The sequence below is a fragment of the Synechococcus sp. SYN20 genome (assembly GCF_014279555.1).
Classification (GTDB): Bacteria; Cyanobacteriota; Cyanobacteriia; order PCC-6307; family Cyanobiaceae; genus Synechococcus_C.
The window spans coordinates 778,851-793,962 of sequence record NZ_CP047959.1 but is presented as its reverse complement, the minus strand read 5'-3'; the positions used below and the strand labels follow the sequence as shown (position 1 = coordinate 793,962).

The following is a 15,112-nucleotide window of genomic DNA, read 5'->3' as shown; positions in this document are numbered from 1 at the left end:
TATCCACCAGTTAATCGCCCACATACCCCAACTCCGCGAGTCGGGCCGGCTTGCTGCGCCAATCGGGAACCACCTTCACGAACAGCTCGAGGTACACCGGACCATCGATCAACGTCTGCATCTGCAGACGTGCGCCCTGACCAATCGTTTTAAGCATGGACCCGCCCTTGCCAATCAAGATTCCCTTCTGGCTTTTGCGCTCAACCAGCACCGTTGCCAATACCGCGGTGCGCCCACTGCCCTTACCTTTCGCGGGCACCTCCTCAATGCGATCAATGCTCACCGCAACACTGTGGGGCACCTCTTCGCGCGTATTGAGCAGCACCTGTTCACGGATCAGCTCTCCCATCAGCAAGCGTTCGGGCTGGTCGCTCACCATGTCCGCTGGATAAAGCTGAGGTCCCTCAGGCATCAACGCACTAATCGCCTTCACCAACTCGGGGCAGCCGTCACCACTGAGGGCACTACAGCGATGCACCGGCCAATCGGTTTCGCCCAGAAGCTCGCGATAGGCCGAATCGGCAGCATCTTTCTGCTCTAACGGAACCAGATCCCACTTATTGAGCAACACCTGCACCGGCAAAGGTTGCTGACGCAGCAATTGCACGATGAAGGCATCACCACGCCCTGGAGCCTCGTTTCCCTCGAGCAACAGCAGCACCTGATCCACCTCACCGATCGCTGTTCGGGCACTGCGAACCAACCTCTCTCCCAATAGGTGATGGGGCTTGTGGATGCCAGGTGTATCCACAAGAATCAGCTGAGCTTCATCAGTGGTGAGGATCGCGCGCAGCCGATTGCGGGTGGTTTGAGCCACAGGCGATGTAATCGCAATCTTGTCGCCGATGAGCTGATTCACCAGCGTGGATTTGCCCACGTTGGGGCGACCAATCAGCGCCACAAAACCAGAGCGAAATCCCTCAGGCGTATTGCTTGTAAACGAACGAGACAAAGACTCAACCATCGTTTAAGTGTGCGCTGTCACCGACTGACTCCTGAGGTTTGGTTTCCGCCTTGTGGAGTTGCTCACTGATGTCATTAGAAAGCTCAACATCGAGACATGCAATTCAATCTCAAAAAATCCGCTTTGCTTTCCAGAACATGACACCTATTAAGAGAGGCCAATATCGATGACATCGCGACTACCTAAAGGAAACCAAATCAGGCTCTGTCTTCCTAATCTGCTGAAAATCCTACCCCCGCGCCATGACAGATCAGGACACAACTGTTCCGTCAGAAACCGATCCGCAAACTCCAGATTCCGTGCAAGCGCCCAGTTTTCAACAGGCGATGGAAATTGCCGCTATCTGGCTCCTGCAATGGGACCAAGAAGAAATCAGTGATGAGGTGATTGCTGATCGCGTGGGAGAGCTGGTGGAGAGCCGCGATGGAGCACGAGGCTTTTTTGTGATCAGCCTGGCTGGCGACAGTGCCCTGATGGATCGATTGCCTGAAGCGCTTGTGGGCAAATTGCGTTCCTGCGGGGAAGGAGTTGTAGACCTCACCGTTCGCAATCTGGCAATGAGCGCAGCGATGGTGGTGCACCACCGCAAGCAAGCGGATGACTTGCAAGCTGCAGGTTCAGAGCGCGTGAACCTGCGCTGCACCGAGTTGCTACGCCAACTCGAACCCCATAGCGTTAAAGCGCGCTTAGAGACCTTATTGGCAGCAGCAACCAACAATCAAGGCAGCGATGTGGCCTTTCTGGATCGTTGGGGATACGACGCCAACCAGAAACAGGCGATTGCGCAAGCAGTGGATGGTGTAGCGGACTAATTGCAATAGCGGACTGGTTCTAATTTTCAACCCAGAACTTAAGAGATATTTGCATCCCCAAAACCAAAGCATCTGGCACCGAGCCTGTAGCTGAAGGATTGAACACGTCTTCAATGTTGGACTGAAATGAATCGGAGCCATTGATTGCTCAAAGGTCGACTCACACTGTCCATAAAAAATCCCGGACAAAGCCGGGATTGAAAAAGAAATGAAAGTACGTGTTGCCGCTTAGAGCAAATCAGTTGCGACGCCCACCACCCTGAAGGGCAATGATTAAACGCAAGATGAAGATGAACAGATTGATATAGGTGAGATACATTCCCAACGCACCGGCGAGATATTGATCATCGCGGTAAGTGCGAGGCATCGTGTAAAAGTCAACGAATGCCATACCCACAAACAACACGGTTCCAAATCCTGCAATCGCAAGATTGGTAGCTGCAAAGATTCCAGGAATGAAGAAACCAGCAACAAAAATGCCGACCATCGCGATCAACAGGCCGATCAAGCCAAAGCCCACCACTGCCGTGAGCGCTTGACCCACGCTGTCACTCATGCGCCGACCGACGATCGATGCAACCGCAAAGGTGAGGCCGGTCGCGAGCGCAGCGATACCTATTGAAGCAACACCGGCAACCGCAACGGCTTGCACCACTAGACCGGTCAGCGTGAAGCCCGTCAGCAAACTGAAGGCAGCCATCAACGGCAAGGCGGTGCCGTTATTGCCTTTTTTGGCGGCATTCTGTGCAACGAAGAACAGAATGAACCAAGGAATAATCGCAACCATCGACAGCCCATTGAAGGCTGGACCCATGGCAACCATGGTGGACATGCCACCAAGGACACCTGCGGCGGTGAGCACCATGCCGCCGCCTACATAAGGCAGGGCTTTATTGACAACATTGGGGCCCACAAGAGCACTGGATTGTGCCTCGCGGATGGCCTCTTGAAAATTACTGCTGGCTGGCATGCCTTTCACTGAAGACTGTCCATATCCTGACAGCGCTTGCAACGAATGGCCCGCTACTGAAGTGTGGATCCCCCTATCGATTCCTATGCAGGGTCATCCCTACTCAGGGCCCGTGAGCAGGCTGATGCCATGAACTGTTGATGGATGAGCTTGTTCATCAAAGCTGGCATAGGCCTCCACCACCCGTTGCACCAGCGGGTGACGCACCACATCAGCTGCGGTGAGATGGCAAACAGCAACTCCGGCCACCCCGTCCATCACCTCTGCCGCTTCCACCAAACCACTCAACTGCCCAAGTGGTAGATCCTGCTGCGTGACATCACCGGTGACCACCATGCGTGAACGCTCCCCTAAACGCGTGAGCACCATGCGCATCTGGGCTGGCGTGGTGTTTTGAGCCTCATCGAGAATCACAAATGCTCCCGCCAAGGTGCGGCCGCGCATGTAAGCCAAGGGAGCGACTTCAATCACACCTCTCTCGAGCATGGAGGTGGTTTTCTCAGGTCCAAGCAGGGCATGCAGGGAGTCGTACAGGGGCCTGAGATAGGGGTCAATTTTTTGCTGCAAATCACCGGGAAGAAAGCCAAGACGTTCGCCAGCTTCCACAGCTGGCCGCGTGAGGATCAGTCGCTCAACCTTTCGATCCATGAGCATGCGCACAGCCAAGACCGCCGCGAGAAAGGTTTTTCCCGTACCGGCGGGTCCGAGCGCAAAGGTGAGGTCATGGCGCTCCATCGCATCCACGTACTTCTTCTGACGCAAGGTGCGCGGACGCAGAAGGTTGCCCTTTTGGTTGCGGGCGAGGACCTGATCGCCCATGGCGACATGATCCTCAGCTTGGCCCGTGTTTAGAGCACCGAGCGCTGATTGCAGATCAACCAGAGACACCGCTTGGGCGTCCTGCCAGATCGGCCGGACCAACTCAACCACCGCGGCGGCGCGTTCGATCTGGACAAGACTGCCCGACATTTCAAGCTGAAGACCCCGCATCACGAGGGAAGCACCGGTCAGAGCTTCCAGTTGATGCAGGGTCTGTTCCGCCGAACCTGCCAAGGCAAGAGCGGCTTCAGAGTGAGGTAAATCAAGGACGAAGCGACCTGTTGCGGCAGCCTCGGGCATGGATTTGATCAGCTTTCGGTGGATTCAGTGGCTGAATCGTCAGATTCACTGGCTGCTGCTGCTTCTGCAGCTTTCGCTTCTGCCGCATCTTTTGCAGCCTGCTTCACGGCAGCTTCGCGGGCCGCAGCTTGCTTCAGCTTGCCGATGGTCTCAGCGGGTCGCACCGTCTTTTCGAGCAGTCCGCCCTTCTCGAGCAGGAAACGAACCGCATCGGTGGGTTGAGCACCCTGGCTAAGGCGCACACGCAAGGCCTCGGCGTCGAGACGGGTCTCCTTGGTGCGTGGGTTGTAAAAACCCAGCTCCTGAAGGGGGCGGCCATCTCGGCGTGACGTGCTGTTGCAGGCCACGAGGCGGAAACTCGCTTCCCGCTTCTTACCGAACCGCTTCAGGCGGAGCTTGATCATCGTGGCGCTTGCTTAAAGGTGGATTTAAGCGCAACAAAAAAGTTGCGCTAAGCAACCAACTTACCGTGCCGCCGACTCAAAGCTGACCAAAACCCTTCTTCTTTTTGTAAGGACGCTGCCTGCGGGGAGCCGCTCCAGGCTGCCCAGCAGGCATGCCACCCCCCATGCCAGGCATCCCACCACCCATTCCGGGGAAACCACCGCCACCCATTCCAGGCATCCCGGGCATTCCTGGCATCCCGCCACCTTTGGTCATCTGCTGCATAAAACCGCGCATCTTTTGAAAATCCGCGAGCACCTTGTCAACATCCGCAGCTTGATAGCCACAACCGGAGGCAATCCGCCTGCGCCTCGAGGGTTGAGCCGCCAACAACTCGGGCTGCGAGCGCTCCGCCGCAGTCATCGAACCGATCATCGCTTCGATTTTTATTAATTGCTGCTCCCCCTGCTTGAGCATGCCGTCATCAATTTTGTTCATCCCCGGAATCATTTTCATCAACCCCCCAAGGGAGCCCATCCGCTTGATCAAGCGCATTTGCTGCAAGAAGTCGGAAAAATCAAACGACGCCTCCTGCAGCTTTTTCTGCATTTTTTCAACGTCAGCGAGTTCAACCTCCTTCTGCGCCTTCTCCACCAGCGTGAGCACATCCCCCATCCCGAGGATGCGACTCGCCATCCGCTCGGGATGGAAAGGCTGGAGAGCCTCAACTTTTTCGCCCGTACCGATGAATTTGATGGGCTGACCGCTCACCTTGCGAATCGACAGCGCCGCGCCACCGCGGGAATCACCATCGAGCTTGGTGAGCACCGCTCCTGTGATCCCCACCTGATCGTGGAAGGCACGGGTGAGCTCGGCTGCCTCCTGGCCAATCATCGAATCCACCACCAACAGCACCTCATCGGGCTGCACGGCGCTACGAATCCGCACCATCTCCTCCATCATCTCGGAGTCGATTTGCAGACGGCCTGCGGTATCGACCAAAAGGGTGTCATAACCCTCCTCTTTCGCCTTCGCTAAACCGGCCGCTGCGATGTCCTCAGGCTTGGCCTCGATCCCAAGACTGAAGACGTCCACACCAATTTGACCGCCGAGGGTCTTCAACTGCTCAATCGCAGCAGGGCGGTACACATCAGCCCCAACCATCAAGGCCTTACGCCCCTGATCCTTGAGATGGAGCCCCAACTTGGCCGTCGCCGTGGTTTTGCCTGCCCCCTGCAAACCAGCCATCAACACCACCGTGGGCGCTTGATCGGCCTTCGCGAGCGGGGCATTGCCGCCCCCCATCACGTCGACCAGCTGCTCATGCACCACCTGAATGAACTTCTGGTCGGGCGTTACACCACGAACAACCTCAGCACCAATTGCTTTCTCACGGATTTCGGACACAAAATCCTTGACCACCGGCAGACTCACATCCGCATCGAGAAGCGCCCGCCGGACCTCCTTAAGCGCCCCCTCCACATTCGTTTCGGAGATTGTGTCCTGGCCTCTCAGCCCTTTGACGGCATCTTCAAAACGGGCTGAAAGCTCGTCAAACATGGAGCAATTCCGCGCAGCACTTGGTCTAACTGTAAAAGTCCTTCCCCTTTGTTGAACTGGTTGGGTTCATCCAGAGACAGCAGCTAGGCCAAATTGTTAAGAGGGGATGTACGCCTGCAACCGCCAACCATCAGGATCTCGGCCAAGGATGTAGGTCACCGACAAGTTGCCAACGGGGGTCTCAGCAACCACTTCACCCTGATCGTTCAGAGTCTGGTCATCGTAAGTGAGCTGGGCCCTCACTTCAATGCGTGACGGCGTTGCGCTCAGCGTCTGAATTGAGGTGATCGAAGCTTGGACCTTTTGGACGAGGCCATCCCCCGACAAGGCCTCTTGCTGATCACGCACACGACCGACAAGAACAGGACGGGCTACCTCAGCCAGGGATTCGGTACCACCGTTTTGGAGCAACGCAGCTGCCTTCAAATCAAGCCATGTCTGAAGCAGGGCTTGCAGCTGAACCTCACTAGGGTTAAGTGCCGCTAAGGGTGCAATCAGCTGATTGGATTTGGGCCGCTCCTGCTTGAGGGTGGCCTTCGGCTCAGAAGACACAACATCCTCGGTGGGAAGGGCCTCCTCGGTGGGATTCGTTGTTGCAGTGGATGCTGTTTGCTGCTGCGTCTCACGCCTCAGCTCCACAATGCTGAATCCCACCAGCGCGACCACGACAACCACACCTGAACTGATCAACACAGAGCGCTTGAGTTGCAACCAGGAAGGCCGATTCTCCGACAACCGAGAAAGCGAAAGCTTGGGCAGGGGAAGCCAAGACAACGAGAGTCGGTTCAGGGGCGGGCGGCGAATCCTCAGATTTGTCCAGGCCAATGGAATGATCCGGCGCAGCCCACTCCCTCTGGCCTCCTCCTCCCCTGGATCTGAGCTGAGCTCAAGAGAAGAGGCCACATCGCCAAAATCAACAGGCAGCGTTTCCTCTGTATCAAGGTCGAGTGGAGGGAGATTGCTGAAGCTCCAATCGGTATCAGGACCTGATCTTGAAGATGGTATAGGCGTACCAACGCTTCTCCCCTCCTTGCGCTCAAGTCGCTCCACATAAGCCTGCACATCGCGATCAGCAAACCAAGCCTCCAGGTCCACAACCTGGGCATCCACATCGCGGTAGCCGGGAAGAACATCCCGGCCCAACCAGCTGCGGCAGTAATCAAACAGGGCCGCGAGATCGTCACTGGGATGGTTCGCCAACCACGCCTGCAGATCAGGATCTGGACTGGCATAGACGTACTTCAACGCCCGGTCCACATCACCAAGCAATAAATCCATGCACCCCAGAATGGGATTGAGATCTAAATCAACAAGAACCAAGGCTTGAAGTTTTCCGCGCGCGTCTTGAACACGCTCAGGCTTGCGTTGAGAAAATCCAGCGGCTGCCAATGCCATCACTGAAAGGAAGCCGGCATCCGACGAGCCAAACCGCTCCCAACGCTCATAAAGATCAACTTGTTCTTGAACGGTAAGAAACCGGCGAATCTGTTGAAAAAACAGCTCAAAGCTGCTCTGATCCATGCCCACAGTCGTTAACTCTGCAGCCCCACCCTCGAGGCCTCCGCGATGTTGGACAAAGCTTTCCAACATCGCCAAGCCATCCTTCCGAGCTGTTTGCTCCGCGAGGTCACGGCTCAGCAAATCCAAAATCCGGTAGGGAGTGAGCTGCTCCAGATCCGTTTGAAGCAGCTGTCGATGATCGGGAAGCTTGCCTATGCGCTGGAGCAACTGCAGTCCCTCCGCCAGCAAACCAGCTGCGGATTCATAGCGACGCTGATCCTGGTCTAGGCGGGCCGCATCACGGCAAGACAGTGCCGCTAACAGGGCAAGGTCCGACTCACGTCCACTACCCAGGGCGGGCGCCTGAGGAGGTTGCAGCGCCTGACGGGTGAGCTGAAAAGTCTCGTGGGGAGCATTGGCCTCCCACAGCAGCATTAAACCGGCAACCTCCCGACTGGAGGGCATCTCTAGACCAGCGGTCTCTTCCGGATGATCACTGCCCAATTTGAGCAGGGTGCTCTCGTAGTCCTGCCGTCGCGCCGCATCGCTTAAAAGGTCGGCAGAAAGCCTCAACAATTCAGCCCTCTGCATGAGGACCTCATGGGTGAAACCCTGATCGGGGCAGCGATCGAGACGCAACTGCAGCGTCCGCAACACCGACTCGGTTTCAGCTGAAGGGCTGACGCCCAACAGGCGGAAATGATCGATGGGCAATTCCACCAGCGTTGCGCTCATTAGCAGTGAGACTTTAGGCAGTGAAAGGGGTTTTTGCCCATTGCCTCAACACGGCCCCTTAAAGTTGGTTGTCAAAGAGGTGGTGCCATGAGTCAGGACATCGCAGTAAGCGCAGCTGCAGGCATCGATCAAAAGCTTGCGAATGAGGCGTCCCTGGTAGGAGCTCACGCCGAGCGATTGTCGTCTCTCGTGACGACCAAAAGAGCCAGCGTGGACCGCGAGACGGGCCTGAGGCTCTATCGGGACATGACCCTCGGTCGGCGTTTCGAAGACAAATGCGCGGAGATGTATTACCGCGGCAAGATGTTTGGTTTCGTTCACCTTTACAACGGCCAAGAGGCGGTGAGTACGGGCGTGATCGGCGCCATGAAGCGTCAGCACGACTGGTTTTGCAGCACCTACCGCGATCACGTCCATGCCTTGAGCGCAGGCGTCCCGGCCCGCGAAGTGATGAGTGAGCTGTTTGGCAAGGAGACCGGCTGCAGCAAGGGCCGTGGCGGCTCAATGCATCTGTTCTCAAAGCCCCATCACATGCTGGGGGGGTTCGCCTTTATTGGCGAAGGAATCCCTGTGGCCCTAGGCGCTGCCTTCACCAGTCGCTACAAGCGTGATGCCATGGGGGATTCCAGTAGCGACTCCGTCACCGCAGCCTTCTTCGGAGACGGAACCTGCAACAACGGGCAATTCTTTGAATGCCTGAACATGGCCCAACTTTGGAAATTGCCCATCCTGTTTGTTGTGGAGAACAACAAATGGGCGATCGGGATGGCCCATGACCGCGCCACCAGCGATCCGGAAATCTGGCGCAAAGCGGCTGCCTTCGGAATGGCTGGAGAAGAGGTGGATGGGATGGATGTACTCGCCGTACGAGCCGCTGCAGAACGGGCCATCGAACGGGCGCGAGCTGGCGAAGGTCCAACAGTTCTTGAATGCCTCACCTATCGCTTCAGGGGCCACTCGTTGGCCGACCCTGATGAGCTCCGAGCCGAGGAGGAGAAGCAATTCTGGGCCAAGCGCGATCCCCTCAAAGCCTTTGAGCGCGATCTGGTCTCCGATGGTTTGGTGAATGCTGATGAGTTGCGTGCGATCGAGAAAGAGATCGATGCTGAGGTTCAGGACTGCGTGGACTTTGCTCTCAATGCACCCGAGCCAGATGGCTCAGAACTGACGCGCTACATCTGGGCGGAAGACTGAGTCTTGTCCACTCAAAGACCATGCAATCTCGCTTGGTCGGTCGCTGCCCTGAACACCAGGGCATGACGCTTCACCAGGGGATCAAGGGCGTCATAGCCACCACCAATCACGCTTGCGACTGGGATCTGACGACGAAGGCAGGCATCAAACACGAGATGATCGCGTTGCAAAAGTCCTAGGTCGGACAGGCAAAGCCGGCCCAAGCGATCGTCTCGATGCGGATCCACTCCAGCGTTGTAAAGCACCAGTTCGGGCTTAAAGCGATCGAGGAGTGAAGGAAGCGCCTCACCAATGGCAGCTCCATAGGCCTGATCCTCAACGCCATCTTCAAATGGCAGATCGCAATCACTGCTCTGTTTCCGAGACGGAAAGTTGGATGCAGAATGAGCAGAAAAGGTGAACACCCGCGGATCGTCAGCAAAGATCAGCGCCGTGGCATCGCCTTGATGCACATCCAGATCCACAATCATCAAGCGCTCCAGGCGACCCTCTTCAAGCAAGACCCTGGCAGACACGGCGATGTCATTAAAGATGCAGAAACCACTGCCGTAGTCGGGGAAGGCATGGTGCGTCCCACCAGCGAGATGGCAGGCCACACCGTGCTCAAGAGCCAATCTGGCCGTAAGCAACGTTCCCCCCACCGCTAACCAGGTGCGTTGCACCAAAGGCGTGGTGGCCGGAAGACCAATCCTGCGTTGCGCTTGCCGATCAAGGGTGCCTCGCGCAAACGCCTCGTGGTACGGGCGCAGATGAACTGTTTCGAGCCAGCGGCGAGGCACAGGCAGAGGGGTATGGATCTGTTTCGATTCAGCAAGACCCAACTCACTGAGAGCCACAAACAACATCTTGAACTTCGCCATCGGAAAGCGATGGCTCGACGGCAGAGGCGCGCTATAGGCCGGGTGATAAACAAGAGGGATGGCCACTAGCTTTCTAGCTCCTGCAGTCGATTTTGATTACTTCCGAACAAGTGTGTTGTGACAGTGCGTTGTGATCTGTGTTGTGATCCTCTACGATGGCGGGATGACAGCGTGTTGTGGTGCGTTGTGATTTGCTTGTTCTGACAGTTGCTTAATTCCGGCATCCAAAACCTGATATGGCGCAAGAATCGACGCTCAGGATCCTGGGTCGTGACGCTCAACGTGCCAAAGGAGCTGCAGTCACGTCTTCCATCAAAAACAGGCACACCCGTCAAACGACTCCAGCAATCCACAGGTACTGACAGCCTTGCTCTGGCTAAGAAAAGATTTCCGCAGATCATGGCGGATTTGCAGAAGCGACTAGCTGTTGCCTCTGAGTTGCTCCATGAATCAGAAGATGATCGCCTTAGGCGTCAGCTAGGGACTTTGTACTTAGAGACAGCTGACAACCCTCAAAGGACACAAGCCTCTCAGGCAAAAGCATCCAAAACAATCAACGAGATCCTTCAAAACCTTCTTCAGGCCAAGCCATCGCGAGATCAAATTGATCACTACCTAGAAGGGGTCACAAATGACATGAAGGCGTTGCTGGTGGAGCAGGCAAGACATCACGCTGCACAAGCAGGCATAGCCCTAGATAACGACCAAGCCGCTGCCTATGCAGCAGCCTCTAAAACAGCAATCCTCGAGGGCAGAACAAATGCCGGCTCAATCTTCACCTCAGGATTACTTCACCAGGAAACAGAGCTTGGCCAGAGGCTGAGAGCAGAGGCGGCCAAACCACTTCCAGTCACCCTGGAACAAGCTTTGGATCTCAAACGTTCTGACTTAGGTGAACGAACACTGAGCAACTACAAAACACAAATTGCAGCCTGGGAAGAACACATCAATGCATCAACGCTCTCTTCACTCACATCCTCATCTCTCAACAGCTTCATTCGATGGCTAGCTTCACCAGTTGCAAAGGGTGGACGAGGGATGTGCAAAGACTCCGCCAATAATTACGGACTAAAGCTCAGGAGTCTGATCAACGTTCACAACCAGCACTGCAAGCAAGACAATCAGAGAGTGGCTGTGCCAGGTATTGACCTAATGCAGCATTCAGAAACAGAGAAGCGGCAAAAAGTTCTTAAGGATCGAGAGCGTGCCGCAAGTGACGAAACTTGCATGGCAATGCAAAGAGGAATGCTTGAAATCTATCCAGAGCTTGAATTACTAATCCCACTGTACAGACTCGCTGGACTAAGAAACACCGAAGCCCCATTTTTAAAATGGCAACACATTCGTAAAGACCCTTCAGGAACTTGGATGATTGACCTACTTTGGTCTAAGACAGCGGACGGCATCCGTTTAATACCTATTAACGAAAAGCTAAAATCAATGTTGCTACCAAGACGAGGAGATCCCGACTCCTATGTATTACCATCAAAGATTCATGATGTCAAAAACATAAAGGATTGGATTGGCAATAGAATACGAGCTGTGGCTGGTCATGTGAAAGAAAAGGGTGCAGCAAATGCGCACTCCTACAGACACGCTTTTGGTGGTGACCTTAGCTACCACTGCACTGAGGAAGTAAAGCAAAAGCTAATGGGTCACAAAGGGAATCTCACATCCCACTACACCAGTGAAAGAATGAAAGCATTAGCTACAGCTGTTGAATTTGTCGGGACTGAAATCAATTTCAAATACAATTAATGACTTCAAAAACTTACATCACCTCATTGGAAAGCACCAGAAACAATCACAACACCGCTTAAAGAGCTAAAAGGTGTGTATTCCAGCAGAGTCACATTCACAACCCATGTGGAAGCCCGTAGAGGCTGTTGAGAGGTGGCTTCCTTGTACGGGATAAACGATCCCACCCGTATACAGGAATAGAGATCCGACCCTTAGAGAGGGAAAGAAAACATGAATCGAAATTGTAATGTTATGGGCGGATGTATACAGGAGAAGCGATCCCACCCTTATAAAGTGAGATATCCAACCCCACCCTTATATAGAGAAAGAGATCCCACCCTTTACAGAGGGAGAGATCCGACATCTATACAGAGAGATGTTTAACCCGACATGTATACAGGAAGAGATTTAACCCGCCCCGTATACAGGAGGAGATCTAACCCCACATCTATACAGAAAGAACGATCCGACATGTATAGAGGAAAAGCGATCCGACATCTATACAGGAAGACAGATCGGACCCGTATACAGAGAGATGATTAACCCCACCCGTATACAGAGGGAGAGATCCCACATGTATACAGGGAGATATCTAACCCCACCCGTATACAAGAGAAGAGATCCCTTACGTATACAGAAAGAGCGATCCCTTATGTATATAGGAGGAGATCTAACCCTTTATCTATAAAGGGATGATTTCAGTCATCTCAAATTATTTGTCAAAGAAAAGACAATAAAACACGTGGATTGGAAATCACGTAAAAGAAATGGATAACGCTGAATGCCCTTTGGGAGTAAGTCGTTATCCGCGCTATCAGACGCTAGGGAGAGCAAGCCTTCAGGCAGCTTGCAGTAATACCCGTTATCTGATCCCGTTAGCCCGACGCTTTAACACAGCGGCGGCACCATAGAACTCAAGTGAAATGTCATCGACTGATCGATGATAAGAGTTCTGGTTTCGGAGTATGTGCTACAGGCGGAGCCTACGGCAACACTTCCCTAACCAGAATCTAAGTGAATACATAAACATGTACTTCACACATTCATAACCATTTATCAGGACAAGGAGTTACCAGTAAGTGGTTGAAACTTTTCCCCAGGGAAAAATAAGAGCAAATCACAAGGAGTTACTAAATTGAATATCACTAAAACACTTACGCCAAAGAACGAGAACGGAAACCTTGATCAAAGGTTTATCTCTTACGTCAAGAGTCTGATTGAGCATTGCGGTCAAGAGTGCATCGACACTCTTTATCAATTCCATAAGGAAACAGAGGAGAGTGAGAGAAAAGCAGGAGGTGCAGCACTGCACATGATCGTAAAGCTTTACTCATTAAAAATGGAGGATTGGGAGAAAAAGCGATTGGCAAAAAGCCTGAGAGACGCTCTTCAAGAGATTGGGTTTAAGCCCTCAAAAGTAACTAAACTAATGGGAGCTGGTAAATTTAAAGCAGATCAATGGAATCGACTGCACCATTGCATTGGATATAAAACGGATCAACAACTAAAGGAAGAGCAACATGATTTTCTAAACAAGTATGGAGTAACTGCTCTATATGAAATCTCACGAATGAATGATGTTGGGCAGGCGCAAGTCCGATCTGCATATGTCGATAATGGAAATATCATGAGTAAGCATGCTCTTGAGGAGATTCGAAAAGCAAATCCTGCCATTGTCGATGAAAGGCAAGGGAGATACAAAAGCTCTATTGAGAGATCAAAGGAATCACAACCTCAACAAGCAGATGAATCGGACAATCTGACTGCATATAAAGACCTGGTGTCGGCAGCAGATAGTAGTGAAGCACTTCAAGTTTCGGCGCAAAAGACTGTTGTTAATTTCCTGCGCTCAGTGGAGCCTGACAATTTAGACAAGCTACTAAATGATTACACCCCACATGCACAGGATCAGATCCTTGGCATGCTTTCAGAAGCGGTTACGAAACTAGCCAGTTATGTAGCTACAAAGCAACTCGTGAATATTTAAAAAACTACCCTATTCATATCAGAATGAATCAAGAAAGAAAGCTTGAGTCCTGCTTCAGATTTTGGTGCCATGGCTCAATAGAAATAGTGCAAAATCACGTATCGACAAAATCATTACCGTGTCTCAAAAAGATGCAGAAGCAATGATTGAAGAGTGGGTGATCAAACAAAACTAAAACTATATGCATAAAAATAAATACCAAAGGCGCAGAGGAATGCGTCCTTCAACCTCTGCTGCCTCAGCAACACAACAAGAACTAATTCAAGGACCAATTCAACAACCTTCTGGTGCTCAACTATCTAATGATTTAGGCAGAGAAACAGCAAGACAGCTAAGGGAGAATGCAAACCCCAATACAAGGTTCATTGACAAGCCAACACCAACAACAGATAGGAACCTTTTACGTCAAGCTACAGAACGTCAACAGTCAATGATTAGAGATGCTCAGCAACAAGCGTTTGGTAATCGTAAAGTTCTTCAGGTAAAGCCAGGTGGAAGATTTGCAGCTCCTTCTGTACCAACATCAAATCTTGTCTTCAAAGGCGGTGGAGTTCATTTTCAGCCAACGATGCGAGGGAACTTACTAACAGCAGTTGCTGGTATTGCTGCTGAACTTCTTATTGATCCTGTTGCAGATGTCATCAGTGACTATGTAATACATCCGATGATTGGTGCTGTTCTTTGCAAGGACATCCCATCTGCTGAAGAACTTCGTCGCATCGAAACGATGAAGAAAGAGATTGAATTAAAAGATGCGGAGAATAAGCGTCTTTATCAACAGAAATTGGATTATTCTCAATTACCAATTATTGAAAAAGAAGCACTGCTACCTCCGGCGCTCCCTGAGCCTGCTTCATATGCCTCTACAGCAGCTCCAAGCCCATATCCGCATAGAAGTAATAGTGAAGCCAAGTCAGACGCATCACAGAGGTATCTCAGCGGAGTATTAAAAGCACATTCACGATCACAAGAAGATCCCAATCGTGAATACAAGATCCGTCGTGCTGCACTTGGAGATAGTCCAACCAAAGAAGAAATAGATGCTGTTGTTGTCTATGGGTTAACTCAACATAGGAAGAACTTTCCACATCTCTATTAATTTTTTTTTACAAGCTACCGAAGGTAAACGCTCGAGGCAATTAAAATTATTGCGTTCGCTTGGTCTTACGACGCATGAATTACCTAACGGGTATTTAGGATTTATTTTGCTTTCCTTGCGCTCATAGCTGTTATTTGTTCTCTGTTTCGTTGATGGCTTTACATAATTAGCAGGAGGTTTTTTACATG

The 15,112-nt window shown here is 52.5% G+C and carries 12 protein-coding genes; 5 read left to right on the top strand and 7 right to left on the bottom strand.

Features of this window, described 5'->3' with window-relative positions; translation table 11 throughout:
• Positions 1–10 precede the first annotated feature (10 nt).
• The gene (era, locus tag SynSYN20_RS04145) at positions 11–964 is read right to left on the bottom strand and encodes a GTPase Era (protein ID WP_186524847.1); all 954 of its coding nucleotides are present in this window, start codon (positions 962–964) and stop codon (positions 11–13) included.
• A gap of 242 nt (positions 965–1,206) precedes the next feature.
• Here era and SynSYN20_RS04140 point away from each other — a divergent pair, with 242 nt between their 5' ends.
• Complete coding sequence (locus SynSYN20_RS04140; RefSeq protein WP_186524846.1) at positions 1,207–1,776, top strand: hypothetical protein; 570 nt, start codon at positions 1,207–1,209, stop codon at positions 1,774–1,776.
• A 238-nt stretch (positions 1,777–2,014) separates the two neighbouring features.
• Here the strand turns inward: SynSYN20_RS04140 and SynSYN20_RS04135 are convergent, their stop codons facing one another.
• The 5 genes from SynSYN20_RS04135 to SynSYN20_RS04115 all read right to left on the bottom strand — a co-directional run bounded on the left by SynSYN20_RS04135 (position 2,015) and on the right by SynSYN20_RS04115 (position 8,044).
• Positions 2,015–2,746 carry a Bax inhibitor-1 family protein gene (locus tag SynSYN20_RS04135; RefSeq protein ID WP_186524845.1) on the bottom strand — a complete coding sequence of 244 codons (732 nt, stop codon included), beginning with the start codon at positions 2,744–2,746 and terminating at the stop codon, positions 2,015–2,017.
• A gap of 99 nt (positions 2,747–2,845) precedes the next feature.
• Entirely contained in the window at positions 2,846–3,865 is a 1,020-nt protein-coding gene (locus tag SynSYN20_RS04130; RefSeq protein ID WP_186524844.1) for a PhoH family protein, read from the bottom strand.
• Between the two features lie 8 nt (positions 3,866–3,873).
• A complete protein-coding gene (gene rpsP, locus SynSYN20_RS04125) occupies positions 3,874–4,269 on the bottom strand; it encodes a 30S ribosomal protein S16 (RefSeq protein ID WP_186524843.1) in 396 nt (131 codons plus the stop codon).
• Positions 4,270–4,345: 76 nt separating this feature from the next.
• Positions 4,346–5,809: a signal recognition particle protein gene (gene ffh, locus SynSYN20_RS04120; RefSeq protein ID WP_186524842.1), complete on the bottom strand. Its 1,464-nt coding sequence runs from the start codon at positions 5,807–5,809 to the stop codon at positions 4,346–4,348.
• A 96-nt stretch (positions 5,810–5,905) separates the two neighbouring features.
• Positions 5,906–8,044: an ARC6/PARC6 family protein gene (locus SynSYN20_RS04115; protein WP_255476362.1), complete on the bottom strand. Its 2,139-nt coding sequence runs from the start codon at positions 8,042–8,044 to the stop codon at positions 5,906–5,908.
• Between the two features lie 87 nt (positions 8,045–8,131).
• Here SynSYN20_RS04115 and pdhA point away from each other — a divergent pair, with 87 nt between their 5' ends.
• A complete protein-coding gene (gene pdhA, locus SynSYN20_RS04110; protein WP_186524841.1) occupies positions 8,132–9,238 on the top strand; it encodes a pyruvate dehydrogenase (acetyl-transferring) E1 component subunit alpha in 1,107 nt (368 codons plus the stop codon).
• An 11-nt stretch (positions 9,239–9,249) separates the two neighbouring features.
• Here the strand turns inward: pdhA and SynSYN20_RS04105 are convergent, their stop codons facing one another.
• Positions 9,250–10,164, bottom strand: coding sequence for a histone deacetylase (locus SynSYN20_RS04105; protein ID WP_186524840.1), 915 nt, complete (start codon positions 10,162–10,164; stop codon positions 9,250–9,252).
• Between the two features lie 372 nt (positions 10,165–10,536).
• On the opposite strand from SynSYN20_RS04105, the gene SynSYN20_RS04100 reads away from it, so the two are divergent.
• From SynSYN20_RS04100 to SynSYN20_RS04090, 3 genes are all read left to right on the top strand, one after another.
• Positions 10,537–11,856 (top strand): hypothetical protein, encoded by a 1,320-nt coding sequence (locus SynSYN20_RS04100; protein WP_222929753.1) that lies wholly within the window; start codon positions 10,537–10,539, stop codon positions 11,854–11,856.
• Between the two features lie 1,117 nt (positions 11,857–12,973).
• Entirely contained in the window at positions 12,974–13,825 is an 852-nt protein-coding gene (locus tag SynSYN20_RS04095) for a hypothetical protein (RefSeq protein ID WP_186524838.1), read from the top strand.
• Positions 13,826–14,039: 214 nt separating this feature from the next.
• The gene (locus SynSYN20_RS04090) at positions 14,040–14,924 is read left to right on the top strand and encodes a hypothetical protein (RefSeq protein WP_186524837.1); all 885 of its coding nucleotides are present in this window, start codon (positions 14,040–14,042) and stop codon (positions 14,922–14,924) included.
• Positions 14,925–15,112 lie beyond the last annotated feature (188 nt).

Coding starts and splice junctions, on each gene's coding strand:
- era (WP_186524847.1), bottom strand. CDS start 964: ATGGTTGAGTCTTTGTCTCGTTCGTTTACAAGCAATACGCCTGAGGGA.
- SynSYN20_RS04090 (WP_186524837.1), top strand. CDS start 14,040: ATGCGTCCTTCAACCTCTGCTGCCTCAGCAACACAACAAGAACTAATT.
- SynSYN20_RS04135 (WP_186524845.1), bottom strand. CDS start 2,746: ATGCCAGCCAGCAGTAATTTTCAAGAGGCCATCCGCGAGGCACAATCC.
- ffh (WP_186524842.1), bottom strand. CDS start 5,809: ATGTTTGACGAGCTTTCAGCCCGTTTTGAAGATGCCGTCAAAGGGCTG.
- SynSYN20_RS04140 (WP_186524846.1), top strand. CDS start 1,207: ATGACAGATCAGGACACAACTGTTCCGTCAGAAACCGATCCGCAAACT.
- SynSYN20_RS04115 (WP_255476362.1), bottom strand. CDS start 8,044: ATGAGCGCAACGCTGGTGGAATTGCCCATCGATCATTTCCGCCTGTTG.
- SynSYN20_RS04130 (WP_186524844.1), bottom strand. CDS start 3,865: ATGCCCGAGGCTGCCGCAACAGGTCGCTTCGTCCTTGATTTACCTCAC.
- pdhA (WP_186524841.1), top strand. CDS start 8,132: ATGAGTCAGGACATCGCAGTAAGCGCAGCTGCAGGCATCGATCAAAAG.
- rpsP (WP_186524843.1), bottom strand. CDS start 4,269: ATGATCAAGCTCCGCCTGAAGCGGTTCGGTAAGAAGCGGGAAGCGAGT.